Below are 25742 nucleotides of genomic sequence, written 5' to 3'. Positions count from 1 at the left end.
GAAGCCGATCCGAAAGCCCGAAAGGGCTCCGAATCAGAAATCCTCGTTCTTTTCCGGAGCGACCAGACCCTCGATGCCGGCGAGAAGGTCGTCCTCGCTCATGCGGTCGAAGGTGACCGAATCGCCGTCGTCCTCGGCGCTCGCTTCAGTGCCGGACGTACCCTCGGCGATGGCCGGCTGCGGCTGCGGCGGGGCTTCGGGCTCGTCCACCTCGACATGCTTCTGCAGCGAGTGGATCAGGTCTTCCTTGAGATCGTCCGGGGTCAGTTGCTCGTCGGCGATCTCACGCAGGGCCACGACGGGGTTCTTGTCGTTGTCGCGGTCGACGGTGATCGGCTGACCTTGCGCGATCTGCCGGGCCCGATGGCTGGCGAGCAGCACGAGCTCGAAGCGGTTCTCGATCTTGTCGACGCAATCTTCGACGGTGACGCGTGCCATCCTGTCTCCGGAATTCTCGTTCGTGAGGGATCAAGAACTTGACATAGACTGTTGAAACAGATCGCACAAGACCGAGAAACTGGGTGCCAACCGCAACTGGTATGCGGTTGGAATCAGAGTGAGCCGGGCTTATGGTCCGCCGGATTCACAGTTTCGCGATCATGAGGATCGTGGAAAGACCGATCAACGCTTTCCCAACGCCCTCCTTCGAGAGGTCTTGAAAAGGAAATCAATGTTCGACACCCGCGAGAAGATCGCCCTGTTCATCGATGGTGCGAATCTCTACGCAGCCTCGCGCAGCCTGGCTTTCGACATCGACTACAAGAAGCTGCTGACAGCCTTCCAGAAGCGCGGCTACCTTCTTCGCGCGTATTACTATACCGCCCTCATCGAAGATCAGGAATATTCTTCGATCCGGCCGCTGATCGACTGGCTCGATTATAACGGATACCGCGTCGTTACCAAGAACGCCAAGGAGTTTACCGACGCGACGGGGCGGCGCAAGGTGAAGGGAAACATGGATATCGAACTCACCGTCGATGCCATGGACCTCGCCGAAACGGTGGACCACTTCGTGATCTTTTCCGGCGACGGCGACTTCCGCCCCCTCGTGGAAGCGCTGCAACGTCGCGGCCGGAAGGTCTCGGTTGTATCGAGCCTTGCGACCCAGCCGCCGATGATCGCGGATGAGCTACGCCGGCAGGCAGACCACTTCATCGATCTCGTCGCCCTGAAAACCGAGATCGGCCGAAGCCAGGCCGAGCGCGACGCCCGCCTTGCCCGTCGCGCCGAGCATTCGCCGGATGTCGAGGGCGAGGAATACTGACGAACCGCGTGGCGCCCGAACCGATAAACGCGGTCGAGCCGCCGCGCGACTGCCCCTTGTGCCCGCGTCTGGTGGAGTTTCGCGAGATGTGGCGCGCCAAGGAGCCGTCCTGGCACAACGCGCCCGTTCCGCCCTTGCTGCCGAAGGGCGGTAGCGCGGCGGTGAGGCTCCTCGTGGTCGGCCTCGCGCCGGGCGTCCGCGGGGCGAACCGCACCGGCCGCCCTTTCACCGGCGACTATGCCGGAACGCTTCTCTACGAGACGCTGACCAAGTTCGGCTTTGCCAACGGGCGGTTCGACGCCCGTGTGGACGACGGGCTGGAGCTTTTCGAGACGGCGATCGTCAACTCGGTGCGCTGCGTGCCGCCGGAAAACAAGCCGCTTCCGATCGAGATCAACACCTGTCGGCAGTTCCTGAAAGGGCCGATGGACACCTTTCCGGATTTGAAGGCGATCGTGACGCTCGGGCGCATCGCCCATGATTCGACGCTGCGGGCACTCGGCGTGAAGCTGAAAGACGCGCCTTTCAAGCACGCTGCCGAACATGCCGTCGCCGGCCATCGGATCGTGTCGAGCTATCATTGCTCGCGCTACAATACCAATACCGGCGTCCTGACCACGGAAATGTTCGAAGACGTGTTCGCCAAAGCGGCGCGGATCGTGCGGGAATAGCGCCGAGCCCGACGGCTCAGCGCATTTCCTTCATCAGCCGCGACTTCTGGCGGTTCCAGTCGCGTTCTTTCTCCGCCTCGCGCTTGTCCGGCGCGTTCTTGCCCTTGGCCAATGCCAATTCGAGCTTCGCCCGGCCCTTCTCGTTGAAATAAAGCTTCAACGGCACGAGCGTCATACCCTCGCGCTGAACGGCAGCGGCCAGACGGCCGAGTTGCTTCTTGGAAACGAGCAACTTCCTGCGCCGCTTCGGCTCGTGGTTGAAGCGATTGGCCTGCAGATATTCGGGAACATAGGAGTTGATGAGCCAAAGCTCGCCGCCCTCCTCCGTCGCATAGGATTCGGCGATCGTCGCCTTGCCCTCGCGTAGCGCCTTCACCTCCGTGCCCGTCAGAACGAGCCCGGCTTCCAGCGTGTCGAGGATCGAGTAATGGAACCGCGCCTTGCGGTTCTCGGCGGCGATCTTCGAATTGGGGTCTTTGTTCTTCGCCATTCCCGATCAGTTCAAAAGGCCGGCATGGCGCAACGCCGCATCGAGCGCGCCTTGCGTCGAGGCTTCGATCGTCATCAAGGGCGAGCGCACGACATTCTGGACGCGGCCGAGCTTCGACAACGCATATTTCGCCCCGCAAAGGCCGGGCTCGAGGAAGATCGCCTTGTGCAGCGGGAACAGGCGGTCCTGAAGCTCCAGCGCCTTGGCGTAGTCGCCGGCAAGCGAGGCCTTCTGGAACTCGGCGCAAAGGCGCGGCGCGACATTCGCCGTCACCGAGATGCAGCCGTGGCCGCCATGGGCGTTGAAGCCGAGCGCCGTCGCGTCCTCGCCCGAGAGCTGGATGAAGTCCGGCCCGCAGGCCGCGCGCTGGTCGGACACGCGGTCGAGCTTGGCCGTGGCATCCTTCACGCCGACGATGTTGGAAAAATCGGCGGCGAGTTTCGCCATGGTCTCGACGCTCATGTCGATCACCGAGCGCGGCGGGATGTTGTAGATGAAGATCGGCAACGACACCGATTTCGCGACCGCCGCGAAATGCGCGTAGAGCCCCTTCTGGGTCGGCTTGTTGTAATAGGGCGTGACGACCAGAAGCGCATCCGCGCCGGCCTTCTCGGCCGATGTCGCCAGATCCACGGCTTCCGCCGTGTTGTTGGAGCCCGCACCCGCGATCACCGGCACGCGCTTGCCCGCGGTCTCGATGCAGATCTCCACCACGCGCTTGTGTTCCGCATGGGACAGCGTCGGGGATTCGCCGGTGGTGCCGACCGGCACGAGGCCGGTCGTGCCCTCGGCCACCTGCCATTCGACGAAGTCGCGGAACGCCTTCTCGTCGAGCGCGCCCGACGCATCGAACGGCGTGACCAGCGCCGTCATCGAACCCCTGAACATGCCGCTTCTCCCCCCGATATGGGACGCTCCCCCGGCGCGCGAAACGCCGACGGACATAAGGCCATGAAACCGGCCGCAGGAGCCATCATGGAAGGGCCGCAACATAGTGGGGGGCGGCGAACAGGACAAGCGGCGCGGCGTCCTGGCGAAGTCGTGAAGATATGTGTGACCGCCGGTTTACGAACTCTTCAGCGTAATCGTGAGAAGTTCGGAAACCATAGAGTTGCCGCATGAACGCTCGAATTGCGTTCCGGCCGCGGCTCTCGAGACCGGTTGATATGCGGATGTCCGGCCAAGGCCGGTTTTGGAGGATGTCATGAGCGACAGGCATAGAGCGCGACGCGCCATTCTGGCCACCAGCGTTTTCGCTCTCCTGTGCTCGGATGTCGGCGCGCAGAGCCTGCCCTCGGCCGGTCCCGTGCCGGCGCTGCGCCCTTCCGCCGATATCGGCTCGGGTGGCGTTGCCATCGACCCCGCGCGCTTCGGCGCGCCGCAGGCTCGCCATGCGCCCAATCCGCTTGTGTCGCGCGCCGCCCCCGCGCCGCAGGGTGTCGACACCGACACGAGCGCCTTCACCGCCTCCATCAGCCAGATCGCGTCGCGCCCGAGCGACATCCGCGCCGTGGCGGGACAGTTGAAGGACGGCATGGACGCGATCTCCTCCGGTGATCTGCGTCGGGCACGCGCCATCCGCGAAGGCATGCGCCCTGGCTCGCTCGACCGCCATATCCTGCAATGGGCGATTGCGCTGAACGGCGGCATCGACGTGCCGGCACAGGACATCGCCACCGCCGCCGCCGAGCTTCGCGGATGGCCCGGCATGAAGCGTCTTCGTGCCAATTCCGAACGCGCCCTTTACCGCGAACAGCCATCCGCCAGCGAGGTCATCAACGCTTTCGGCAATTCCAAGCCGCAAACGCCGGAAGGCGCGATGGCGCTGGCCAAGGCCTATCTGGAAGTCGGACAGGCTGGCGCCGCCAAGCGCACCATCGCCACTGTCTGGCGCGGCGAGACCCTCGACCGCTCGATGGAAGCCAAGATCCTGCAGCAGTTCGGCGCCATCCTCACCCGCGCCGATCACAAGACCCGCATGGACATGCTGCTCTACAAGGAGAAGGTTTCGGACGCCGACCGGGTGAAGACCATGGCGGGCGCGGAAAAGCTCTTCGCCGCGCGCGCCGCCGTGATTCGCGAGGATGCGCGCGCCGGGGCTCTTCTTTCCGCCGTTCCCGCGGCGCAGCGTTCCGACCCTGGCTATCTCTATGCCATGACGGAATACTACCGGAAGAAGGACAAGGTGGCCGAGGCCGCCGAAATCCTCCTGAAGGCGCCGCGCGACCGCGAAAGCCTCGTGGATGCCGATGCGTGGTGGAACGAGCGCCGCATCATCGCGCGCGATCTTCTGGATCTCGGCCGCACCAAGGACGCTTATCGCGTGGCGAGCGCGCACGCCGCCGAAACGCCGTCGGACGCGGCCGATGCCGAGTTCCATGCCGGCTGGATCGCGCTGCGCTTCCTGCGCGATCCGCAAACGGCTGCCAAGCACTTCGCTCGGATCGCGGAAGTCTCGAACCGCCCGCTGTCGCAGTCGCGCGCTTACTATTGGCTCGGCCGCACGGCGGAAGCGACCCGCTCGGGCAATGCCGGGCGCTATTACGCGCAGGCGGCCCTCAACCCGACCACCTTCTACGGCCAGCTCGCCTCGGCGAAACTCGGACGGCGGCCGAACGACATCGCCTATCCGCGCCCGAGCAGCGCCGAGCGCCAGCGATTCGAGAGCCGCGAAGCGGTGCGCGCCATTCGCCGCCTCGAAGAGATCGGCCTGAAAGCCAGAGCCGAAACGCTTTACCGCAACCTCGGCGACGATCTGGAAAGCCCAGGGGAACTGGCGCTTCTGGCGGCCATGGCCGAAAGCCGGGGCAACCATTACCTGTCCTTGAAGGTCGGCAAGCAGGCCAATACGCGCGGCATCGACGCGGCGGCCGCCCTCGCCTTCCCGGTCGGCGTCATTCCGGCGAGCGCCAACATCTCGGCGTCCGGCAAGGCCCTCGCCTATGCCATCGCGCGCCAGGAATCGGAGTTCCGCCCGGATGCGCGCTCGGGCGCAGGCGCCCTCGGCCTTCTCCAACTGATGCCGGCGACCGCCAAGACCCTCGCCGCGCAGGCGGGCATGGCCTACAATCAGGCGCGCCTCACCACCGACGTCGCCTACAACGCCGTTCTCGGCTCCCGCTATCTCGGCCAGCAGATCGACAACTTCTCCGGCTCCTACGTTCTGACCTTCGCGGCCTACAATGCCGGCCCGCGCCGGGCGCGCGAATGGATTCAGCGCTTCGGCGACCCGCGCGGTCGTCCGGTGGACGAGGTGGTGGATTGGGTGGAGCGCATCCCCTTCACCGAAACGCGCAACTACGTGCAGCGCGTGATGGAGAACTATCAGGTATACAAGATGCGGCTCGGTGCCGATTCCAACATCGAGACCGATCTCGTCGTCGGCCGCCGGGGATGATAGCTTTGGCCGCATGACAGCGGCCGACCCCGTTTCCTTCCGCTACGACCATGACGGCCTGGCGCTCGCCGGCCGTCTTTATGGGCGTTTGGACGAAGGCCCTTTCCCCTTCGTTTGCCTGCCCGGCCTGACGCGCAACTCGCGCGACTTCGACGGCTTCGCCGAGGCTATCCGCGCCGGATCGTTTTCGCGACCCGTGGTGGCCTTCGATTATCGCGGGCGCGGGCTCTCCGACCGCGCCGATCCGGCTACCTACACCCTTCCCGTGGAAATGGCCGACATCATCGCCGGTCTCGCCCATCTCGGCATCGCCCGCGCCGTTTTCGTCGGCACGTCGCGCGGCGCGTTGATGCTGCATCTCCTCGTGGCCGACCGTCGCGATCTCCTGGCGGGCGTCGTTCTGAACGATGCCGGGCCTCGCTTGGAGATGGAGGGCCTTCTCGCCATCAAGGCCTATGTCGGGAAAACCGGGACATTGCCGAACTGGCAGGCCGCCACGAATCGCGTCCGGGACATTAACGCCGAAACCTTTCCCGCGCTGTCGCACGTGGATTTCGAGCGCATGGCGCGGGCGAACTTCGTGGAAACGCCGGAAGGTGTCGTTCCCGACTACGACCAGAGACTGGCGGACGGACTTGCCGGAATCGATCCAACCCATCCCCTGTCCGAACTCTGGGACGCCTTCGCGGCCTTTCGCGACATCCCGCTTCTCCTGCTTCGCGGCGAGCACAGCCGGCTTCTGTCGCGCCAAACGGTCGAGCGGATGAGGCAAGTCCATCCGACGATGCAGGCAGTCGAGGTTCCAGGCCAGGGCCATGCGCCCCTCTTGGAAACGGGAGACCTGCCCGCCCGCATCGGTGCCTTCGCGGCTTCGATCGAGAGCTGACGCCGACCGGCGTCGCGATCCCCGACACCACTTCCAGCGCGACTCCCCAACCGATCCGAACCGGCCCCACGGAAGACCCTTGTGGCGGCGGCTCGCGACAGGAGTAAGCACCGCGCGCCTGCGCCCGATGGCTTGTCGAAAAACGAAGAAAGACCCGGCGTTTCCGCCGGGCCTCCCTGTATTTCCGTTCGGATCGATGATCCGATTAGAAGGAACGCTTGAACTCGAGGAAGCCGCGGGTCTGGTCGAGATCTTCCAGGCCGCCCTTGAGGTCGACGTTGCGGTAGGAGACTTCGCCCAGAACCGAGAAGTTCGAGGTGACCTGGTAGCCGAGGTTGCCCGCGACGCCCCAGACTTCCGAGCTTTCGCTGACGCCGTTGGCGTAGTTGATCGAGAAGGTCTTGCCGTAGATACCCGACAGATATCCGGTGAACTTGCCGAACGACTGCTGGTAACCACCGCCGACCTGCCATTCTTCCGGCAGCGAAGCGAAGCTGAAGTTCGTGGAAGCGTTGCCCTCGGCTTCGATGCCGACGAGGTAGCCGCCGGGAGCCAGCGAAGCGTATTCCGTCGGGTCGGAAGCCCAGTGACCTTCAAGCTTCAGAGAACCGCCGAGGTAGACGAGGTCCTTGATCTCGGCGTTGGCCTTGACCGCGAACGCGCCGCCGTCCTTCTCCTGATCCCGGTACGGGTCGAGGAAGAAGCCGGTGAAGGTGCTCGGAATGCCGACGAGGTTCGGATCGTAGTTGTCTTCGTCGTAAACGCCAGCGACGTTGACCGAACCCCAGGCGAACTCGTAGCCGACCGAAGCGACGACATCCGGGATCGCATCGCCGTCGCCTTCGTCTTCGACCGAGGCCGAAATCTTGAAGCCGTTGGTGGCGAAGGTGTAGCGGATCTGGTTGTTCGAGAGATCGCCGACCGACCAGTCGTTGTCGGTGTAGAGACCGTCGTTCTCAGCCCACAGCGAGTCGAGACGACCGATGGTCAGACCACCGAGCTGGATGAAGCCCTGGTCGAGCTGGACGCCGTTGTTGGACGTGCCGTAGCCGAGAGCGGAACCCGAGACGTTAGTGGCCTGAAGACGAACGAAGCCGCGCAGGGTGCCGAGTTCGGTCTCTTCGCGAGCATCGAAATCGATGCGGCCGCGGGTCTGGGTGTTGAAGTCGTAGTTGCGGTCCGCGTCGTCGAAGTCCTGCACGTCGCTGAAACGACCGTTGACGTCGCCGTTGAGTTCGCCGGTCACGTTGGCGCGGAAGCGGACGTAGCCGCCGATCTTGAGGCAGGTCTCGGTGCCCGGGATGTAGAAGAAGCCCGTGCCGTAGACGTCGCAAACGCGAACGTATTCAACCGGCTCCGGCTCAACCATCGTGACGGGGGCGTCGGCCGCCTTCGCGCCGGAGACTGCGACGAGAGCCGCAGCGGAGCCAAGAAGAAGGCTCTTGATGTTCATGTCCTGACCTCCAGTCAAGTTGTAAGGTAGGGTTGGGCCTTGTTTGAAGGACAGCCTTCCCTGCCCCATCCCCTGCATTGAAAGTCCGAAGCGAACCCGCCGCGTTCTTTCTGACCCGAACATGCGGCACGCTTAGACTCGTTGCAATTGCCAAAAGGGCTTGGGGCCCGTTCAAGGGCGCTTTGGACACAGTGCTGTGTCGAGAAAGTCACGTTTTCGGTAAGGCGCACTTAACCAGTGTTAAAAGAGGGTTAACGCAAGGCGCAGAATGGGCCCGAAGAGGCGGTTTTCCGACTGCAGGATGGCGATATTGTGCATACGGCTAAGCGTAGCGACCCGTCATGACTGTCGTTCGACATCCATATGACGATGCATTCTCATCGATGCTCAGTGCATACTTCAACGGTCACGACGCCATTCAACCTGTCGCCTGCATCGTCCTCCAACTCGGTGGTTCACGGAAAGCGCGGGTTGACCGGGTGCCGACCATCGGCGAAGGCTCGAATCGTGGAGGAAGCACGATGAGCATCTATCGACTGGCCGCGGATACGCCGGTTCTGCCGGGGCAAGGCGATTATTTCGTCGCCCCCGGCGCCCATGTCATCGGCCGCGTCCGGATCGGCCGCGATGTCGGCGTCTGGTTCGGCGCCGTTATCCGCGGCGACAACGAATGGATCGAGATCGGCGAGCGCACCAACGTGCAGGACAACGCGGTTCTCCATAGCGACATGGGCTCGCCTTTGGTGATCGGCGCCGGCTGCACGATCGGCCATGCTGCGGTGGTCCACGGCTGCACGATCGGCGACGGTTCGCTGATCGGCATGGGCGCGACGGTGCTGAATGGCGCCCGGATCGGTCGCAACTGCCTTGTGGGCGCGAACGCCCTCGTCACCGAAGGCAAGAGCTTCCCCGACGGCTCCCTCGTCATGGGCGCTCCCGCCAAGCTCGTGCGCCCGCTGGAGCCGGCCGAGATCGAGACGCTCGCGGCGTCCGCGCTGAACTATGTCGAGAACGCCAAGCGTTTCGCCGCCGGCCTCGCCAATCTGGACGATCGCCGATGAGCGCGCCGCTTCTCTTTTCCCCGCTGATCCGCGCTTTGCCCGCCACCATTCCCTTCGTCGGGCCGGAAGCGATCGAGCGGCAGACGGGCGTCGCCTTTCGCGCGCGCCTCGGCGCGAACGAAAGCGTCTTCGGCCCTTCGCCGCGCGCGCTGGAAGCCATGCGGGATGCCGGGCAGGCGAGCTGGGCCTATGGCGACCCGGAACAGTTCGAGTTGCGCAGCGCGATCGGCGAGCGGCTCGGCATTCCGGTTGAATGCGTCACGATCGGCGAGGGCATCGACGGGCTGTTCGGCAATCTCGTGCATCTGACGACGGAAGCCGGCGACGCCGTGCTGACCTCGCGCGGTGCGTACCCGACCTTCAACTACCATGTGGCGGCGCGCGGCGCGGTGCTTCACACCGTTCCTTATCGAAACGACAGGCAGGACATCGACGCGCTTCTCGAAGAAGCGAACCGGCTTCGGCCGAAGCTTCTTTATTTCGCCAATCCGGACAACCCGACCGGCTCCTGGCACGAAGCGGAGGACGTCGCCCGACTGATCGAGAACGTGCCGGCGGAAACGATTCTTGTTCTGGACGAGGCCTATAGCGACCTCGCCCCCGCCTCCAGCCTGCCGCCCGCCAGCGTGATCCGGCCGAACCTTTTGCGCTTCCGCACCTTTTCAAAGGCCTATGGCATGGCGGGGATGCGGGTCGGCTATGTTTTCGGGGCGGCCGAGTCGGCGCGGCAATTCGACAAGGTGCGCAACCATTTCGGCGTGTCGCGCATGGCGCAGGCAGGCGCGCTCGCAGCCCTGGCGGACGAGGATTTCCTCCGCGACGCCGTCGAGCGCATCGTGCGGGCCCGCGACTCTCTAGCCGAGATCGCGCGGAGCGCGGGACTGACGCCCCTTCCCTCCGCCACGAACTTCGTTGCGATGGATTGCGGCCGCGACGGCGCCTTCGCCAAGGCGGTGCTCGACGGGGTGATCCGCCGCGGCGTCTTTATCCGGAAGCCCGCCGTGCCGCCGCTCGACCGGCTGATCCGCGTCACCGTGGGGCGGGACGAGGACCTTGCGCTCTTCGCGGATGCCCTGAACGACACCTTGGCCGAACTTCGGCGCTGATTCTTCAGTGCACCGCCAGCCAATCGCGGGCGGCGCGGAGCGCACGGCCGATCTCGATCTTCGACATCTGCTCGGCGACCTCGTGACGGTGGAAGGCGGCGCGCTCGTCGCCTTCGCGGTCGGCGAGATTGAAGTACATATGGGCCGACACGAGATCCACCGCGCCATCGCGGCCGGATGCGGCGCGAACGCCCATCTCGAACAGGATCTCGGCCGAGGAATGGACCGTGGCGCCGATACCGCCATTGGAAAGTTCGGAAAGTTCGAAACGCGCCATCTGAGTGTCTTTCTGCCGATCTATTGGAACTCTTGTTCCTTGGAGAAGAGAATGCCGGCAGCGTTTGAAAAGGCGATTAAAAGTCGAGCTTAATTGGACTTAAACGGCGAAAGACTCGGTCTCCGCCCGTTCCACGCAAGCCATTGGCTGGAATGATGAATTTCGTTTATTCAGAACTCGAAAACCGCTCGGCTTTATCTTGGTTTAACCTTGGGAGCCGAGGGAAATCGATGATGGTCAACGACAAATCAACGCGGGTACCCGCTTCGCCCTTCTCCTGCCGCACCGAAGGGTCAAGTCGTTTTCAGTCTCGCCCGCCGATCGTCTATCAAGGGGGAAAACGCCGGATGCCTCGCCAAGCCGCCGCCTACGGCCTGTTTCTCGCCGCCTTCGCTTCACCGGTCTTCGCAGCCGAGCCCGTTCTCGGCCTTTGGCGGGCGGAGAACGGGGAAACGGTGTCGGTTCGCGCCTGTCCCGGCGGCTTTTGCGGCCGTATCGAAAGCGGCCGTCACAAGGGAGCCTCCATCGGCCGGGTTTCGGCGCCCGGCCCCGAATACAAGGGGCGGATCAGCGATCCGGAAAGCGGCAAGACCTATGTCGGCGCCATGCTGGTGGAGGGCGACCGCCTTCACCTGAAGGGCTGCCTGATGGAAGTCTTCTGCAAGACTGTCCAGACCTGGCGGCGGGCCGGAAAATGACGCGGCCGACCGCCGGGATCGCCTCGCGTCTCAGCGGGAGCGCTGGTTGAACAGGACCTTCTGAGCGTCCTTGTCGTCCGCGAGATTGTTGCGCCGCTCGTTGCCGACGGCGAGGCCCTTCTCCACGGCCGGCCGTGCCTTCACCGCCTCGAACCAGCGCTTGAGGTTCGGGAAGTCGTCGAGATCCTGACCCTGGTTGGCATGAGGCACGATCCAGCCGATCGAGGCCATGTCGGCGATCGAATAATCGCCGCCGAGATACTCGACCTCGCCGAGACGCCGGTTCATCACGCCGTAAAGCCGGTTCACCTCGTTGGTGTAGCGGTTGATGCCGTATTCGATCTTCTCGGGCGCGTATTGGCGGAAATGATGCGCCTGACCCGCCATGGGCCCGAGGCCGCCGACCTGCCAGAACAGCCATTCCTCCACGGCGACGCGAGCGCGCTCGTCGCCCGGATAGAACCGCCCGAACTTGCGGCCGAGATATTGCAGGATCGCGCCCGATTCGAACACGGAGATCGGCTCGCCGCCCGGCCCTTCGGGATCAACGATGGCCGGCATGCGATTGTTCGGCGCGATCTTCAGGAAGGAAGGCTCGAACTGCTCGCCGGCGCCGATATTGACGAACTTGATCTCATACGGAACGCCGAGTTCCTCCAGCATGATGGACACCTTCCAGCCGTTCGGCGTCGGCCAGTAGTGCAGTTCGATCGCACGATTCTGTTCGGTCATCGTCAGGCCAATCCTTTCAACGTCTCGGCTCGACGGCGGGAGCTAGAGCGCGGGTGCCGGCGCTGCAATGGCGACAGGCTCACCGGGCGACGTTGTCGGAGGCCGATGGGTCTTCCCGTCACCCCCGGATCGGCGCTAGTGAGCTAAACCGGCTTCGATGTCGCGGCTAAACAAAGGGAACGGCCATACGATGATCATCCGGCTGATGGCCGTCACGACGCTGATCGCGGTGTTCGCCCTGTCGTTCAGCGCCTTTCTCGACAGCAAACGCGCAGCACCGTCCGCGACGCCCGACCAGCAGGCGCGGCAGGACTGCCTCGCGGACGGCCTTCTTTGCGCGCCGGGCGGGGTGAATCAGAACTGACGGGCGGCCCGCCTTCTCAAGGCGTCTTCCTCGCGTCGCCGGAGCCGTTTACACAAAGGGCATGACGGAATCCCTCCATGCCCGAAGCACCCCTTCCTTCGCGACCCCCGAAAGCGCACCTGGACGAGCCTTCAATGTGGCCTCGGAGGCGGTCGCCGAACTCCAGCGGCTCTACGAGCACTCGACGCGGTTTCTTCTGGATGGCTTCGCCCACGTCCTGAAGACCGGCGATGTGGATCGGCGCTATCGCGCCTTCTACCCGCAGCTTTCGCTGGTCACGAGCAGCCATGCTCGCGTCGATTCGCGCTTGTCCTTCGGCCATGTGCCGGCCCCCGGCACCTATGCGACCACCGTGACGCGGCCCGACCTCTTCGAGAACTATCTGGCCGAGCAGATCGGGCTTCTGATCCGCAATCACGGCCGCCCGGTGATCGTCGGCGATTCCACGACGCCCATCCCGCTTCATTTCGCCTTCGCCGAAGGAAGCCATGTCGATGGCGAGGCCGCCGATCGCCTCGCCAAGCCCTTGCGCGACATCTTCGACGTGCCCGATCTCGGCTCCACGGACGACCGCATCGTCAACGGCAATTTCGAGCCCCGCCCCGGCGAGGCCATGCCGCTCGCCCCCTTCACCGCGCAGCGCGTCGATTATTCGCTCCACCGCCTCGCCCATTACACGGCGACGAGCCCGAAGCATTTCCAGAACTACGTCCTGTTCACCAACTACCAGTTCTATATCGATGAGTTCTGCGCGCTCGCCAAAGCCAAGATGGCGGCGGGGGGCGAGGGCTACACCGCCTTCGTGGAACCGGGAAACCTCGTGACGCCGGCGGGCTCACTCGAGCCGACGAGCGGCCTGCCCTTCGTGCGCCTGCCGCAGATGCCCGCCTACCACCTCGCCCGCGAGAACGGCGAAGGCATCACCATGATCAATATCGGCGTCGGGCCATCCAACGCCAAGACGATCACCGACCACGTGGCGGTGCTGCGCCCCCATGCATGGCTGATGCTAGGCCATTGCGCCGGGCTTCGCAACAGCCAGGCGCTCGGCGACTACGTGCTGGCCCATGCCTATGTGCGCGAGGATCACGTTCTGGACGCCGACCTGCCGGTCTGGGTGCCGATCCCGCCGCTCGCCGAGGTGCAGGTGGCGCTGGAGGAAGCGGTGGCGGAGGTGACGGGCCTGTCCGGCTACGAATTGAAGAAGATCATGCGTACCGGCACGGTGGCGACCATCGACAACCGCAACTGGGAACTGCGCGACCAGACCGAGCCGGTGGAGCGCTTGTCGAAGTCGCGCGCCGTCGCGCTCGATATGGAATCGGCGACGATCGCCGCCAACGGCTTTCGCTTCCGCGTGCCCTACGGCACCCTTCTCTGCGTTTCCGACAAGCCGCTCCACGGCGAGTTGAAGCTGCCCGGCATGGCGACGGACTTCTACAAGCGGCAGGTCGCCCAGCACATGCGCATCGGCATCCGCACGATGGAGAAGCTTTCGGCCATGACGCCGGAACAGCTTCATTCGCGCAAGCTGCGCTCCTTCTTCGAGCCGGCCTTCCAGTAAGATGCCGGTCTCCTTCGCGAACGCTGTTCGCTGGCTGGCGCGCGCCCTGCCGGCGCTTGTCGCCGTGCCGATGCTGCTCGCCGTCACGCTCGGCTTCTTCGGCGATTTCTATCCCGCCCTCGACACGATCGGGCAGGGACGACTGCATCTCTGCGTCGGCCTGCTTCTCTTCGCCCCCGCCCTTCTCCTGCGGCGCGGATCGAGTCTGGCGCTCGTTTGCGCGGTGGTGGGCGGTCTGGGGCTCTACTCGACGTTGCCCTTTCTGCCGCTCGGCCACGGCACCGAAGCTTCCGTCGGCACCCCGCGCTACACGCTTCTCCAGATGAATCTCGATATCTACTCGACCGATCAGGACAGGGCTCTCAGCCTCATCGCGCGCCTGCGGCCCGATATCGTGACGGCGGAAGAACTCAGCGCAAGTTGGGTGCGCGGTTTCGAGAAACTCGCCGGCAGTTATCCCTACCGCTTCTATTGCAAGGCGCCCTTCCTGCGCGGAAACGGCGACGTGGCGATCCTGTCGCGCCGCCCCTTCATCGAGGTGAGCGCGGTGCGTCCCGGAGAGTTGACGGTCTGCGACGGTCCGAACGCCTTTGGCGCCAAGACGGTGGACTTCAACGGCATTCCGGTGACGATCGGGGCGCAGCACCTGCGCTGGCCCTGGCCGGGCCGCCAGCCGAGCATGGTGCAGGGGCTGAAAACCGTCCTGCCGCGCTTGCGCGATCCTCTGATCGTGGCGGGAGACTTCAACTCGGCGCCCTGGAGCGCCAGCGTGCGCGCTCTGGCCCAAGCGAGCGGGACGCGGATTGTCGGCGGCATCGGCCCGACCTGGATCAAGCGCGGCCTGCCGCCCGAACTTGGCCGCTGGATCGGCCTGCCGATCGACAACATGCTGGTGTCGGAAAGCGTCGACGTTCTGAAGGTCGAGCGACCGGAAGCGGTCGATTCGGACCACCTCCCGGTGCTTCTCACCTTCACCCTGCGCTTCGCTACCTCGAAAGAGCCGGATGTCAGAAGCGCGGAGCGCTAGAGGCTGTTATGGACCCTAGGCAAGCATCGTGTGGAATCAGCGAAGTCCAGTCCGGCAGGAGGCGAGTGCAGCCAAGCCTTGCGGCTTGGGAAATCTCGTCGACGCCCCGGATGGCTTCGCTCATCCCACCCTTTGGGCTGGCTGGTCTGGCTCGCCGGCCCACAGAGCGAGCCACTTGTCTCGCCCGTCCGCATGGACCGTCGCCGGCGTTTGCCGGTAGCCCCGCTACCGGCTGCATCCGGCTCCTACCCGGCGAACCAGCCCAGCCAGCACGATGCTCGTCTAGGGTCCATAACAGCCTCTGGGCGGCCAGCTCACATCGTCTGGTAGACCGGCCCTTCGCCGCCCTGCGGGGGGACCCAGGTGATGTTCTGGTTGGGGTCCTTGATGTCGCATGTCTTGCAGTGGACGCAGTTCTGCGCGTTGATGACGAACTTCGGATCGCTCCCTTCCTCGCGCCATTCGTAGACGCCGGCCGGGCAATAACGTTGGGAAAGCCCCGCATAGACGTCGTGCTCCGAGCGCTTCTGGAGTTCCATGTCCTTGACCTTCAGGTGAACCGGCTGGTCCTCCTCGTGGTTGGTGTTGGACAGGAACACCGACGACAGGCGGTCGAAGGTGAGCTTGCCGTCGGGCTTGGGGTAGTCGATGGGGCTGCATTCGGCCGCAGGCTTCGTGGACGCATAGTCCGGCTTGCCGTGATGCATCGTGCCGAAGAAGGAGAAGCCGCCGAGCAACTGCTGGCACCACATGTCGATGCCGCCGAGGACGACGCCGAGCGCCGTGCCGAACTTCGACCACAAGGGCTTCACGTTCCGGACCGGCTTCAGGTCCCGCCCGATGGAAGACGAGCGCCAGCCGTCGTCATAAGCGCGCAGGCGGTCGTGCGCGCGCCCCGCCTTGATCGCGTGCGCCGCTGCCTCAGCCGCCTGCATGCCCGACGCCATGGCGTTGTGGACGCCCTTGATGCGCGGCACGTTGACGAAGCCCGCCGTGCAGCCGATCAGCGCCCCGCCGGGGAACACGAGCTTCGGCACCGACTGCCAGCCGCCTTCGGTGATCGCACGCGCGCCATAGGCAAGGCGCTTGCCGCCTTCGAGAAGATCGGCGATGTCGGGATGCGTCTTGTAGCGCTGAAACTCCTCGAAGGGCGAGAGATACGGGTTCTCGTAGTTCAGGTGAACCACGAAGCCGACGTAAACCTGGTTGCCTTCGAGATGGTAGAGAAAGGAGCCGCCGCCTGTCTTCATGTCGAGCGGCCAACCGAAGGAATGCTGCACGAGCCCCGGCACCGCCTTTGCCGGATCGATCTCCCAAAGCTCCTTGATGCCGATGCCGAATTTCGGCGGATCGCGGTCGACTGAGAGGCCGTATTCGCGGATCGCCTCCTTGGCCAGCGACCCGCGCACGCCTTCGCCGAGAAACACGTATTTGCCCAGGAGCGCCATGCCGCGCTGATAGGCCGGACCCGGCTCGCCATCCCGCCCGACCCCCATGTCGCCGGTGGCGACACCGATCACGGCGTTTGAGTCGTCGTAAATAAGTTCGCTCGCGGCAAAGCCCGGATAGATCTCGACGCCGAGCGCCTCCGCCTTCTCGGCCAGCCACTTGGCGACAAGGCCGAGCGAAACGACGAAATTCCCCTCGTTGTCCATGATCTTCGGCATCATGGCGACGGGCAGGCGAATGCGGCCCTGCGGCCCGTAGAAATAGAAGCGGTCCTTGGTCACGCGCTGGCGGATCGGCGCGGTCTCGTCGGAGCGCCATTCGGGCAGGAGTTCGTCGAGGGCGGATGGGTCGAGCACGCAGCCCGACAGGATGTGGATGCCGACCTCCGCCGCCTTTTCCAGAACCACCACCGACAGGTCCGGGTCGAGTTGCTTCAGGCGGATCGCCGCCGACAGACCGGCCGGGCCGGCGCCGACGATCACGACGTCGAACTCCATCGCCTCGCGTTCGGGCAGCGCCTCGGTCTCGCTCATGGGCATCCAGTTCCATTCCGGCTCGAATCGAGACGGCAACCTCGTTTCTGTCTTGTTGGAATGCTTCCAACAAGCCGGCAAGACATAAACGGCACGGGCGCCGGCTTCAAATGCTTCGCTTGAGGCAAATCGCTCCGTATCGCTTCCTGAACCGCTTTTGCCTATGAAGGACGGTGATGAGCGACGGGGAACGAAACTTCAGCGAACAGGAAGCGGTGGCCGCGCTTCTGGAATGGTATTCGCTGGCCGGCGTGGACGCGATCCTCACCGAGGAACCGCGCGACCGTTTTGCGGAAACGAAGGACCGCCTTCGCGCCAAAGCGGAAGCCGGCGAGGCTCCTGCCGCCCGAGAAGCGCAAGGCTCTCCGGCTCCCACGCGCAACGATGCACCGACGCCGGCCCGTCCGCAGGTCGCCGTGCCCGATGACGTGGCCGTTGCCTCGGCGCGCGACATCGCGAGGTCGGCGGCCACGATGGAAGCGTTGCGCGAAGGCCTCAACACCTTCCAGGGCTGCAACCTGCGCATCACCGCCAAATCCGTGGTGTTCGGCGACGGTGATCCTCATGCCGACCTCATGCTGATCGGCGAAGCGCCAGGCCGCGACGAAGACATCGCCGGCATCCCCTTCGTCGGCCGCTCCGGCCAGCTTCTCAACCGGATGCTCGCGGCCATCGGCATCGCGCGCGAGAAGGTGTGGATCACCAACACCGTGCCTTGGCGCCCGCCCGGCAACAGGACGCCCACCCCGGCCGAAACCGAGATCTGCCTGCCCTTCGTCGCCCGGCAGATCGAACTCGTGCGCCCGAAGGTCATCGTCTGCCTCGGCTCGCCCGCCACGAAGGCGATCCTTCGAACGGAAGAAGGCATGCTGCGCATTCGCGGGCGCTGGCTAAGCTATTCCTATGGCGAGAAGCCTGAGGAAACGGTTCCGGCCATTCCCATGCTGCACCCGGCCTATCTCCTGCGCCAACCGGCGCAGAAGAAACTGGCATGGCGCGACCTTCTGGCGATCCGCGCGAAACTCGACGCGCTGTCACCCTCGGGCGCATGACGACGGCGATCCTTACCCAGGCAACGTAACGAGCTTTTGTGCGTTGCAACAATCTCTCGCCACATGGGCGCGGGATGCTGCAGCGCATCGCAACGAGGGCTCCACCGCATGGTTCTACCGGAATCCGCCAAGCTCGGACGGATGCTGCATTACATCGGCTGGCCGCTGTTCTTCCTGTTGATGTGGGACATCGCGGTCACCGTCGCCTATGTTCTGATCCCGCATAAGGACGGGCTGATCCCCAGCATCCCGATGACGCTTCTCGGTTCGGCGCTGGCGCTGTTCCTGGGGTTTCGCAACAACAACGCCTATAACCGCTGGTGGGAAGCGCGCACGCTGTGGGGCAGCATGGTCAACGCCTCGCGCTCCTTTTCGCGCATGGCGCTGCATCTCATCGACGAGAACCACGACAGCACGCCGCTGCGCCGCGCGCTCGTCCGCCGCCAGATCGCCTATGTCCACGCCCTGCGCTGTCATTTGCGCAAGCAGGAATGCTGGGACGAGATCGCCCCCTACCTGCCGGAAGGCGAGGTGGACGAACTGAAGAGCATGACCAACGTGCCGAACGCCATCCTCAACGGCACGGCCAAGCTGATCGCCTCGGCCTCCCGCGAGGGCTGGATCGATTCCATCCGCCGCACGCAGATGGAAGCGGTGATGATGGACATCTCCAACGCGCAAGGCGGCATGGAGCGCATCAAGAACACGCCCCTGCCGCGCGAATACGACTTCTACCCGACGCTGTTCTCGCGCATCTTCTGCGTGATCCTGCCGCTCGGTCTCGTGGATTCGCTGCTTTACATGACGCCGCTCGCGTCCTCGGTCGTGGGCTTCATGTTCCTGGCGATGGACCGGATCGGCGAGGACCTTCAGAACCCCTTCGACAACCGCGCCCATGACGTGCCGCTGGCGGCCCTCACCCGCACGATCGAGATCGACCTGGAACAGGCGATCGGCGAGGAAGATGTCGCCCAGCCGTTGAAGCCGGTCGACAACGTTCTCTGGTGAGCCGTCAAAGGCTCTTGGACAGGAAGAAGCGCGTCCTGTCCCCGACGAAACGCGGCAGGCTGCCGAAGACCGCGTAGCCCGCCGCCTCGTAGGCCCGTTTGGCGACGGGGTTGAACGTGTCGATCCACGCCGAATGGCAGCCCCGCCGGCGTGCCTCCTCCTCCGCCGCGCCGAGAAGCCGACCGGCGAGGCCCTGCCCGCGCAACTCCTCCGACAGCCAGAGATTGCCGGTGAAGAGCCAGTTCCAGGCGGTATAGCCGACGAGCCCGCCGATCACGGGTCCGCCCGTTTCGGGCCGCAGGAGAACGGAAAGCGCGCGCCGGTTCGGCGGCCCGACTTCGCCTGCGTTGAAAGCGGTGAGCCCTTCCAGAACGCGGTCGAGATCGGCTTGCGAAGCCTCCTCCGAAACTTCCATCTGCATGTGGCGGCTCCTATCCTCCCGGCGGCGAAACCCTGCGCGCCTTGCGGCGCTGGATGCCGAGCTGGTGTTCGCGGAAGATGATGTAGATGCCGGCCATCACCACCACGAACCCGCCCAGAAGCGTCGTCGGCAGCACGATCTCGTCGAACAGAAAGGCGCCGATGGCGACGGCCAGAAGCAGGGACGTGTATTCGAAGGGCGCGATGGTGGAAGCATCGGCATGGCGGTAGCAGGCCGTCAGGAGAAGCTGACCGACGCCCCCGCACAGTCCGGCGAAAACGAGAAAGGCGCACTGCTGCGGGCTCGGCACTACCCAGCCGAACGGCAATGTCAGGAGAGAAAGCGCACTCGAGGTCAGCGTGAAATAGACGACGATGGTGGCCGTCTTTTCCTTCCGCACCAGCCGCCGGATCTGGATCATCGCCACCGCCGCCACCGCGGCGGCGGCCAGCGAGGCGAGGATGCCGATGCCCTGAACCCGGTCCATCCCTTCCGAAAAAAGCGTCAGCGTCGGGGCGGTGACGATCACGATGCCGATGAGCCCGACGAGCACCGCGATCCAGCGAAAAAGCCTGACCTGCTCCTTCAGGAACAGGGCCGCGAACACCACCGTGAGAAGCGGCGAGGCGTAGGAGATGGAAATCCATTCGGGATAAGCGAGCCGCGTCAGCGCGAAGAAGCCGAGCGACATGGAAGTCACCCCGATCACGCCCCTCCATACATGCCCGACGAGATCGTCGGTCTTCAGCGCCGTGCGAAGGTCTCCGAGCCACCAGAGATAGGCGAGCACCGGAACAAGCGCGAAGAAGGAACGGAAGAACACCAGCTCGCCCGCCGGAATACCCTCGCCGCCGAGCTTCAGCGACGTCTGCATGCAGACGAACACCATCACCGAAACGATCTTCAGCGAGATGCCACGGATGGGATCGGCGACGCGTTCCGACCCGGCCGACGAGACAGCCATGGAAATGCCTTTCCTGCACGACTGAGCCGATGCGCACGAACACCGGGGCCGAGGGAACGGCGCGGCATGCTTCAAACGCTCGCCGGCCGCCACGCCGTCGATAGGCGGGCACGTTCCGGGGCGCAAGCGAAACCCGCACCGTTTGGCAAAGCGCGCCGAGGGGTCTATCGATGACCCGGAAAATCCGGATCATTCCCATGCAGCGCACCGACAACAATCAGACCATCCGTATCGAGAACTATCGGCCGACCCCGTTCGAGGTGCGTGGCGTCGATATGGTCTTCCGCCTGTTTCCGGACCGGACGGAGGTGGAAACCACCACGGAACTCGAGCGCCGTGCCGGCATCGACGCGGCCGAGCCTTTGCGCCTGTCGGGCGACGAGATCAGCCCGAAGCGCATCGCGGTGAACGAAACGGAGGTTGCCTCACATACCGTGACGGTGGACGAGAACGGCCTGACGCTTCGCGACCTTCCCGCCAACGGCACCTTCCGGCTGCGGATCGACACGGTGCTCGACCCGGCCGCGAACTCCAAGCTGATGGGCCTCTACAGTTCCAACGGCGTCTGGTGCACCCAGTGCGAGGCCGAGGGCTTTCGACGTATCACCTACTTCCTCGACCGGCCGGACGTGCTCGCGACCTACCGCGTGCGCATCGAAGCCGACAAGCAGTCCGTGCCGGTGCTCCTGTCGAACGGCAACCTGACCGAAACCGGCGACTTGGGCGAAGGCCGCCATTACGCCGTGTGGGACGACCCCTTCCCGAAACCGTCCTACCTTTTCGCCCTTGTGGGCGGCGATCTCGATCTCCTCCAGGACCGGTTCCGGACCCAGAGCGGCCGCGACGTGACGCTCGGCATCTATACGGAAAAGGGCCGCGCGAATGGCGCGACCTACGCCATGGATGCCTTGAAGCGCTCCATGATCTGGGACGAACGCCGCTTCGGGCGCGAATACGACCTCGACGTCTTCAACATCGTCGCGATCTCCGACTTCAACATGGGGGCGATGGAGAACAAGGGTCTCAACATCTTCAACCACAAATACGTGCTGCTCGACCCCGAAACCGCGACCGACAGCGATTATGCCGGCGTCGAGACGGTGATCGCGCACGAATATTTCCACAATTGGACAGGCAACAGGATCACTTGCCGCGATTGGTTCCAGCTTTGCTTGAAGGAAGGGCTGACCGTCTTCCGCGACCAGGAATTCACCGCCGACGAGCGCTCCGCGCCGGTGAAGCGCATCGCTTCCGTGCGCGGCCTGAAGGCCCATCAGTTCCCGGAGGACCAGGGGCCGCTGCAGCATCCCGTCCGACCGCGCGAATATCGCGAGATCTCGAACTTCTACACCTCCACCGTCTACGACAAGGGCGCCGAGCTCGTGCGGATGATCGAGACCATTCTCGGCAAGGGCGATTTCCGCGCCGGCATGGACCTTTATTTCGAGCGCCATGACGGCGAAGCGGCGACCATCGAGGACTTCGTGCGCTGCTTCGAGGAAGCGTCCGGCCGCGACCTGTCGCGCTTCGCCCGCTGGTACAACCAAGCCGGAACGCCGGTGCTGACCGTCACGCAGGACTTCGACGCGAGCGCCGGTCGCTTGACGCTGCGTTTGTCGCAGGTGCTCGCGCAAGGCTCGGCCGGAACGCCGACGGAGCCGGTGCATATGCCGATCCGCTTCGGCCTCGTCGGCTCCAACGGGCAGGACATGATTGCCAGGGTGGAAGGGGGAGCCAGCGTCGACGGCGACGTGATCCACCTTCGCGAAGCGGCGGAAAGCGTCACCTTCTCCGGCCTGTCGGAGCGCCCCACCCTGTCGATCTTGCGCGATTTCTCCGCGCCGGTGACGCTGAAAGACGACCTCACCCCCGCCGACCGGCTGACGCTCGCGCGGCTCGACCCCAACGAGTTCAACCGCTGGCGCGCGCTGTCCGACATTCTCGGCGAAGCGCTGGTGGACGCCACGGCCAGGGTGCGTCGCGGCGAGGAACCCACGCTCGATCCGGCCGTCGCCGACGCCCTGGTGTCATCGGCGACGAATGAGGCGCTCGACGCCGCCTTCCGCGCGCAGATGCTGAGCTTGCCGAGCGAATCCGACGTCGCGCGGCTGATCGGCATGGATGTCGATCCCCTCGCCATCCACCGCGCCCGCGAAGCGATCCTCATGCAAGTCGGCGGACGAGGCATGCGCGCCTTCGAAGCTTTGGCTCGCGATCTCGCCGGTGAAGGCCCCTTCTCGCCGGACGCAGCGAGCGCCGGACGACGCGCGCTCGCCAACGTCCTTCTCGACTACCGCTCGGCGGCGAGCGGCGATCCGGAGCCGGCAGCAAGCCAATATTCCGGCGCCACGAACATGACCGACCGCCTCGCCGCGCTCGGCATCCTCACGCATCGCTTCCCCGGTTCCCCGGCCGCGGAGGCGGCGCTCGACGACTTCCACACGCGCTTCCAGGCGAACGATCTCGTGATCGACAAATGGTTCGCGATCCAGGCGACGAGCCCAAGCGAAGACGCGCTGGAAACGGTGCGCGCGCTCAGCACGCATCCCCAGTTCCGCTTGTCCAACCCGAACCGCGCCCGCGCGCTTCTCGGCTCGTTCGCGGCCGGCAATCAGATCGCCTTCAACCGCGCCGATGGGGCGGGCTATCGCTTTGTTGCAGAAATGATTCACTCGCTCGACCGTCTGAATCCGCAGATTTCGGCGCGCATCGCCACCGCGTTCCGGTCCTGGCGCTGCTTCGAAACGAACCGCCGCGGGCAAGCCCATGAGGCGCTTGAGGAACTTGCCGCCAAGGGGGACCTGTCGGCCGACCTCCGGGATATTGTGGATAGATCGCTACGCTGATTGACTCCGCCACAGGCCAAAAATTCACCGCTCGTCAAGCTATGGACAAGGCGATTCGGGTCTGATTGATTGGCGTCGATTCGGATGTGCGGCGTTCTGAATCGATACGAGGATCAACAACTTAGAGCGGTGCGGATGGGTGCGGACGCTTCATGCGTACCGGCCGGTGGGAAGCGTTTGCCACGCTTCCACGGGCTATCGGGAATACGTGCCGCCGTCGTTGCTCGACTGCGCTTCACACGCCAGTTCGGTCTTCCGTCCGCCATCTCCGAGCCCTTCCTGCGGCGCGCGACGCCGGTTTTCCTGATCGTCTTCCTGTCGGTCTTAGGCGTCGCGTCGGCGCTGATCCTCGCCGAGCAGCGCCGCGTCACCCGCGAGGACGCGCTGCAGGATTTGAAGATCGGCGCGAGCCTCGTCAGGGCCGAGCAGAACTCCGAGCCGGCCGCCCAAGGGCTGGAGCCGGCCGCGCAGGCGAGCGCCCTCGTCACCAGCGCCCTGCCGGACGAACTGATGGTGCATGGGCGCTTCGCCCTGATCACCGACGCTTCCGGCCTCGTGATCGCCGCGACGCCCGGCCATGACGATCTGATCGGCCGCGAGATCGAGAACCTCTTCGCCGGCATCCAGCCGCTTCTGATGTTCGGAGAGCGCGCCGGCGTTCTGGAAACGGACTTCGCCGACGATCAGGTGATGGTCTCCACCGCCCGCCTCCAGAACGAGCTCGGATCGATCCTTCTGGTGCAGCCGAAGACGGAGCTTTTCGCCGGCTGGCGGCGTCTCGTGTCGGTCTGCGTCACGCTCTACGTCATGACGAGCCTCATCATGCTCGTCATCCTCTACGCTTATTTCTGCCAGTCGATGCGCGCCCGCCTCGTGGATGTGGAGCTTAGCGAAACGCATCGCCGCGTCGAGACGGCCCTGTCGCGCGGCCGCTGCGGCCTGTGGGACTGGGATCTGGCGCGGGGCCGCATGTTCTGGTCGCGCTCCATGCACGAGATCCTCGGCATGCAGAGCGAGAACGGCATGTTGTCCTTTGGCGACGTGTCGGCGCTGATGCACCCGGAAGACGGCGACCTTTTCGCCGTGGCGCGCGTGGTGGCGGCTGGCAAGGTCAAGCATCTCGACCGCACCTTCCGCATGCGCCGCTCGGACGGCGCTTATATCTGGCTGCGCGCCAGAGCCGAGGTGACGCGCAACGCCGAGAACGAGATCCACCTCATCGGCGTCGCCGTCGACGTTACCGAACAGCACGCACTCGCCAAGCGCACCGACGAGGCCAATACACGGCTGAAGAACGCCGTTGAGAACATCTCGGAAAGCTTCGTTCTCTGGGACGCCTCCCATCGTCTGGTGCTTTGCAACCAGAAATACCAGAACGTCTTCGGCCTCGGCGTCGCCGATGTCGCGCCCGGCGCGCGCTACGAGGACGTGATGGCGACGGCCCGCCGGCCGATCGGCATGCGCCCCATCACCAGCACCGATTCCGTCACCGGCGAAAGCGTGGTCGAGGCGATGCTCGCCGACGGACGCTGGCTCCAGATTTCCGAGCGCAACACGTCCGACGGCGGCTATGTCTCCATCGGCACGGATGTGACGCAGTTGAAGCTCCATCAGGAGCGCCTGTCGACCTCCGAGCAGCGCCTGATCGCGACGATCAACGCCCTGTCCAACGCCCGCTCCGACGCCGAAGCCAAGGCCAAGGAACTCGAGATCCTCAACGCCAGCTACATCGTGGAAAAGGAGCGCGCCGAGGGCGCGAGCCGCGCCAAGACGACCTTCCTCGCCAATATGAGCCACGAGCTGCGCACGCCGCTGAACGCCATCATCGGCTTCTCGGAAATCATGCGCGAGGGAACCTTCGGCCCGATCGGCTGCGACAAGTATGTGGAATACGCCTCCGACATCAACGAAAGCGGGCACTACCTCCTGAAGCTCATCAACGACATTCTCGATATGTCGAAGATCGAGGCCGGCCGCCTGATGCTGTCGCCCGAGCCGATGGACCTCAACGAGATCGTCGGCGAAGCGCGCAAGATCGTTGAGATGCAGGCCGCCAAGAAGTCGATCCGCTTCGAAACGCACACCGAGGGCGACGTGCGCCTTCTGGCGGATCGCCGCGCCACCAAGCAGATCCTCCTCAACCTCCTCGCCAATGCGGTGAAGTTCACCCATGCGGGCGGCAGCGTGAAGCTGAGGGCGCGCAATGTCGACGGCCACGCCTTCGTTTCCATCGCCGACAGCGGCATCGGCATCTCGCGCAACGCGCTGAAAAATCTCGGCAAGCCCTTCGAGCAGGTCGAGAACGAGTTGACCCGCACCAACAAGGGAACGGGCCTCGGTCTTGCCATCGCGCGCTCCCTGATCGAGCTTCACGGCGGCTCGATCCGCATCGTCTCGCAGGCCGGCCACGGCACGGTGGTGTCGATCAGGATGCCGCTCGTGCCGCCCTCGATGGTGCCGGCCATCGCGGCCTGAGCTT

23 protein-coding genes are annotated in these 25742 nt (G+C 64.7%); 14 read left to right on the top strand and 9 right to left on the bottom strand.

Translation table 11 applies throughout. From position 1 onward, the window contains the following. Positions 1-33: 33 nt before the first annotated feature. Positions 34-438, bottom strand: a complete 405-nt coding sequence (rpoZ, locus tag F9929_RS04830; protein WP_152045414.1) for a DNA-directed RNA polymerase subunit omega — start codon at positions 436-438, stop codon at positions 34-36. A gap of 232 nt (positions 439-670) precedes the next feature. On the opposite strand from rpoZ, the gene F9929_RS04825 reads away from it, so the two are divergent. Both F9929_RS04825 and F9929_RS04820 read left to right on the top strand, forming a co-directional pair. Beyond that, a complete protein-coding gene (locus F9929_RS04825) occupies positions 671-1264 on the top strand; it encodes a LabA-like NYN domain-containing protein (RefSeq protein ID WP_152045413.1) in 594 nt (197 codons plus the stop codon). Positions 1265-1272: 8 nt separating this feature from the next. Further along, positions 1273-1935 carry a uracil-DNA glycosylase gene (locus tag F9929_RS04820; RefSeq protein ID WP_235919035.1) on the top strand — a complete coding sequence of 221 codons (663 nt, stop codon included), beginning with the start codon at positions 1273-1275 and terminating at the stop codon, positions 1933-1935. Between the two features lie 16 nt (positions 1936-1951). On the opposite strand, the gene smpB is transcribed toward F9929_RS04820, so the two are convergent. Together smpB and dapA are read right to left on the bottom strand one after the other, a co-directional pair. Next, entirely contained in the window at positions 1952-2425 is a 474-nt protein-coding gene (gene smpB, locus F9929_RS04815) for an SsrA-binding protein SmpB (RefSeq protein WP_152045412.1), read from the bottom strand. Positions 2426-2431: 6 nt separating this feature from the next. Then, positions 2432-3313 carry a 4-hydroxy-tetrahydrodipicolinate synthase gene (dapA, locus tag F9929_RS04810; protein ID WP_152045411.1) on the bottom strand — a complete coding sequence of 294 codons (882 nt, stop codon included), beginning with the start codon at positions 3311-3313 and terminating at the stop codon, positions 2432-2434. A 316-nt stretch (positions 3314-3629) separates the two neighbouring features. Here dapA and F9929_RS04805 point away from each other — a divergent pair, with 316 nt between their 5' ends. Together F9929_RS04805 and F9929_RS04800 are read left to right on the top strand one after the other, a co-directional pair. Beyond that, complete coding sequence (locus F9929_RS04805; protein WP_152045410.1) at positions 3630-5822, top strand: lytic transglycosylase domain-containing protein; 2193 nt, start codon at positions 3630-3632, stop codon at positions 5820-5822. A gap of 13 nt (positions 5823-5835) precedes the next feature. Further along, entirely contained in the window at positions 5836-6708 is an 873-nt protein-coding gene (locus F9929_RS04800; protein ID WP_152045409.1) for an alpha/beta fold hydrolase, read from the top strand. Between the two features lie 205 nt (positions 6709-6913). Here F9929_RS04800 and F9929_RS04795 read toward each other — a convergent pair whose 3' ends face one another. After that, on the bottom strand, positions 6914-8161 hold the full coding sequence (locus F9929_RS04795; RefSeq protein WP_152045408.1) for a porin: 1248 nt from the start codon (positions 8159-8161) through the stop codon (positions 6914-6916). A 521-nt stretch (positions 8162-8682) separates the two neighbouring features. Between F9929_RS04795 and F9929_RS04790 the strand changes: the two genes are divergently transcribed. Both F9929_RS04790 and F9929_RS04785 read left to right on the top strand, forming a co-directional pair. After that, the gene (locus F9929_RS04790; RefSeq protein ID WP_152045407.1) at positions 8683-9222 is read left to right on the top strand and encodes a gamma carbonic anhydrase family protein; all 540 of its coding nucleotides are present in this window, start codon (positions 8683-8685) and stop codon (positions 9220-9222) included. Further along, entirely contained in the window at positions 9219-10328 is a 1110-nt protein-coding gene (locus tag F9929_RS04785; RefSeq protein WP_152045406.1) for a pyridoxal phosphate-dependent aminotransferase, read from the top strand. The genes F9929_RS04790 and F9929_RS04785 overlap by 4 nt, the downstream gene beginning before the upstream one ends. Positions 10329-10332: 4 nt before the next feature. On the opposite strand, the gene F9929_RS04780 is transcribed toward F9929_RS04785, so the two are convergent. Then, a complete protein-coding gene (locus F9929_RS04780) occupies positions 10333-10605 on the bottom strand; it encodes a sel1 repeat family protein (protein WP_152045405.1) in 273 nt (90 codons plus the stop codon). A gap of 347 nt (positions 10606-10952) precedes the next feature. Here F9929_RS04780 and F9929_RS04775 point away from each other — a divergent pair, with 347 nt between their 5' ends. After that, the gene (locus tag F9929_RS04775) at positions 10953-11303 is read left to right on the top strand and encodes a DUF2147 domain-containing protein (protein ID WP_152045404.1); all 351 of its coding nucleotides are present in this window, start codon (positions 10953-10955) and stop codon (positions 11301-11303) included. A gap of 30 nt (positions 11304-11333) precedes the next feature. Here the strand turns inward: F9929_RS04775 and F9929_RS04770 are convergent, their stop codons facing one another. Further along, positions 11334-12035, bottom strand: a complete 702-nt coding sequence (locus F9929_RS04770) for a glutathione S-transferase family protein (RefSeq protein WP_152045403.1) — start codon at positions 12033-12035, stop codon at positions 11334-11336. Between the two features lie 190 nt (positions 12036-12225). Between F9929_RS04770 and F9929_RS23900 the strand changes: the two genes are divergently transcribed. From F9929_RS23900 to F9929_RS04760, 3 genes are all read left to right on the top strand, one after another. Continuing rightward, positions 12226-12399, top strand: a complete 174-nt coding sequence (locus F9929_RS23900; protein ID WP_193227614.1) for a hypothetical protein — start codon at positions 12226-12228, stop codon at positions 12397-12399. Positions 12400-12460: 61 nt separating this feature from the next. Further along, a complete protein-coding gene (locus F9929_RS04765) occupies positions 12461-13963 on the top strand; it encodes an AMP nucleosidase (protein ID WP_152045402.1) in 1503 nt (500 codons plus the stop codon). A 1-nt stretch (position 13964) separates the two neighbouring features. Then, positions 13965-14990 (top strand): endonuclease/exonuclease/phosphatase family protein, encoded by a 1026-nt coding sequence (locus F9929_RS04760; RefSeq protein WP_152045401.1) that lies wholly within the window; start codon positions 13965-13967, stop codon positions 14988-14990. 314 nt (positions 14991-15304) lie between these two features. Here F9929_RS04760 and F9929_RS04755 read toward each other — a convergent pair whose 3' ends face one another. Beyond that, positions 15305-16972, bottom strand: a complete 1668-nt coding sequence (locus F9929_RS04755; RefSeq protein WP_152045400.1) for an electron transfer flavoprotein-ubiquinone oxidoreductase — start codon at positions 16970-16972, stop codon at positions 15305-15307. Between the two features lie 176 nt (positions 16973-17148). Between F9929_RS04755 and F9929_RS04750 the strand changes: the two genes are divergently transcribed. Continuing rightward, the gene (locus F9929_RS04750; protein WP_152045399.1) at positions 17149-18024 is read left to right on the top strand and encodes a uracil-DNA glycosylase; all 876 of its coding nucleotides are present in this window, start codon (positions 17149-17151) and stop codon (positions 18022-18024) included. Between the two features lie 108 nt (positions 18025-18132). Then, positions 18133-19032: a bestrophin family protein gene (locus tag F9929_RS04745; protein WP_152045398.1), complete on the top strand. Its 900-nt coding sequence runs from the start codon at positions 18133-18135 to the stop codon at positions 19030-19032. A gap of 4 nt (positions 19033-19036) precedes the next feature. On the opposite strand, the gene F9929_RS04740 is transcribed toward F9929_RS04745, so the two are convergent. Both F9929_RS04740 and F9929_RS04735 read right to left on the bottom strand, forming a co-directional pair. After that, positions 19037-19453, bottom strand: coding sequence for a GNAT family N-acetyltransferase (locus F9929_RS04740; RefSeq protein ID WP_152045397.1), 417 nt, complete (start codon positions 19451-19453; stop codon positions 19037-19039). A gap of 10 nt (positions 19454-19463) precedes the next feature. Further along, positions 19464-20417: a DMT family transporter gene (locus tag F9929_RS04735; protein WP_152045396.1), complete on the bottom strand. Its 954-nt coding sequence runs from the start codon at positions 20415-20417 to the stop codon at positions 19464-19466. Positions 20418-20587: 170 nt separating this feature from the next. On the opposite strand from F9929_RS04735, the gene pepN reads away from it, so the two are divergent. Beyond that, entirely contained in the window at positions 20588-23263 is a 2676-nt protein-coding gene (pepN, locus tag F9929_RS04730) for an aminopeptidase N (protein WP_235919034.1), read from the top strand. A 177-nt stretch (positions 23264-23440) separates the two neighbouring features. Next, positions 23441-25738: a sensor histidine kinase gene (locus tag F9929_RS04725; RefSeq protein ID WP_235919033.1), complete on the top strand. Its 2298-nt coding sequence runs from the start codon at positions 23441-23443 to the stop codon at positions 25736-25738. Positions 25739-25742 lie beyond the last annotated feature (4 nt).

The sequence above is a fragment of the Aureimonas psammosilenae genome (assembly GCF_009176975.1).
In the GTDB taxonomy this organism is placed as follows: domain Bacteria; phylum Pseudomonadota; class Alphaproteobacteria; order Rhizobiales; family Rhizobiaceae; genus Plantimonas; species Plantimonas psammosilenae.
The sequence above is the reverse complement of the archived record's forward strand: the minus strand, read 5'-3'. Positions and strand labels throughout refer to the sequence as shown.

What these genes read in the sequence shown, in the direction of transcription:
- rpoZ (WP_152045414.1), bottom strand. Translation starts at nt 438, where the DNA reads ATGGCACGCGTCACCGTCGAAGATTGCGTCGACAAGATCGAGAACCGC.
- F9929_RS04825 (WP_152045413.1), top strand. Translation starts at nt 671, where the DNA reads ATGTTCGACACCCGCGAGAAGATCGCCCTGTTCATCGATGGTGCGAAT.
- smpB (WP_152045412.1), bottom strand. Translation starts at nt 2,425, where the DNA reads ATGGCGAAGAACAAAGACCCCAATTCGAAGATCGCCGCCGAGAACCGC.
- dapA (WP_152045411.1), bottom strand. Translation starts at nt 3,313, where the DNA reads ATGTTCAGGGGTTCGATGACGGCGCTGGTCACGCCGTTCGATGCGTCG.
- F9929_RS04805 (WP_152045410.1), top strand. Translation starts at nt 3,630, where the DNA reads ATGAGCGACAGGCATAGAGCGCGACGCGCCATTCTGGCCACCAGCGTT.
- F9929_RS04800 (WP_152045409.1), top strand. Translation starts at nt 5,836, where the DNA reads ATGACAGCGGCCGACCCCGTTTCCTTCCGCTACGACCATGACGGCCTG.
- F9929_RS04795 (WP_152045408.1), bottom strand. Translation starts at nt 8,161, where the DNA reads ATGAACATCAAGAGCCTTCTTCTTGGCTCCGCTGCGGCTCTCGTCGCA.
- F9929_RS04790 (WP_152045407.1), top strand. Translation starts at nt 8,683, where the DNA reads ATGAGCATCTATCGACTGGCCGCGGATACGCCGGTTCTGCCGGGGCAA.
- F9929_RS04785 (WP_152045406.1), top strand. Translation starts at nt 9,219, where the DNA reads ATGAGCGCGCCGCTTCTCTTTTCCCCGCTGATCCGCGCTTTGCCCGCC.
- F9929_RS04780 (WP_152045405.1), bottom strand. Translation starts at nt 10,605, where the DNA reads ATGGCGCGTTTCGAACTTTCCGAACTTTCCAATGGCGGTATCGGCGCC.
- F9929_RS04775 (WP_152045404.1), top strand. Translation starts at nt 10,953, where the DNA reads ATGCCTCGCCAAGCCGCCGCCTACGGCCTGTTTCTCGCCGCCTTCGCT.
- F9929_RS04770 (WP_152045403.1), bottom strand. Translation starts at nt 12,035, where the DNA reads ATGACCGAACAGAATCGTGCGATCGAACTGCACTACTGGCCGACGCCG.
- F9929_RS23900 (WP_193227614.1), top strand. Translation starts at nt 12,226, where the DNA reads ATGATCATCCGGCTGATGGCCGTCACGACGCTGATCGCGGTGTTCGCC.
- F9929_RS04765 (WP_152045402.1), top strand. Translation starts at nt 12,461, where the DNA reads ATGACGGAATCCCTCCATGCCCGAAGCACCCCTTCCTTCGCGACCCCC.
- F9929_RS04760 (WP_152045401.1), top strand. Translation starts at nt 13,965, where the DNA reads ATGCCGGTCTCCTTCGCGAACGCTGTTCGCTGGCTGGCGCGCGCCCTG.
- F9929_RS04755 (WP_152045400.1), bottom strand. Translation starts at nt 16,972, where the DNA reads ATGAGCGAGACCGAGGCGCTGCCCGAACGCGAGGCGATGGAGTTCGAC.
- F9929_RS04750 (WP_152045399.1), top strand. Translation starts at nt 17,149, where the DNA reads ATGAGCGACGGGGAACGAAACTTCAGCGAACAGGAAGCGGTGGCCGCG.
- F9929_RS04745 (WP_152045398.1), top strand. Translation starts at nt 18,133, where the DNA reads ATGGTTCTACCGGAATCCGCCAAGCTCGGACGGATGCTGCATTACATC.
- F9929_RS04740 (WP_152045397.1), bottom strand. Translation starts at nt 19,453, where the DNA reads ATGCAGATGGAAGTTTCGGAGGAGGCTTCGCAAGCCGATCTCGACCGC.
- F9929_RS04735 (WP_152045396.1), bottom strand. Translation starts at nt 20,417, where the DNA reads ATGGCTGTCTCGTCGGCCGGGTCGGAACGCGTCGCCGATCCCATCCGT.
- pepN (WP_235919034.1), top strand. Translation starts at nt 20,588, where the DNA reads ATGACCCGGAAAATCCGGATCATTCCCATGCAGCGCACCGACAACAAT.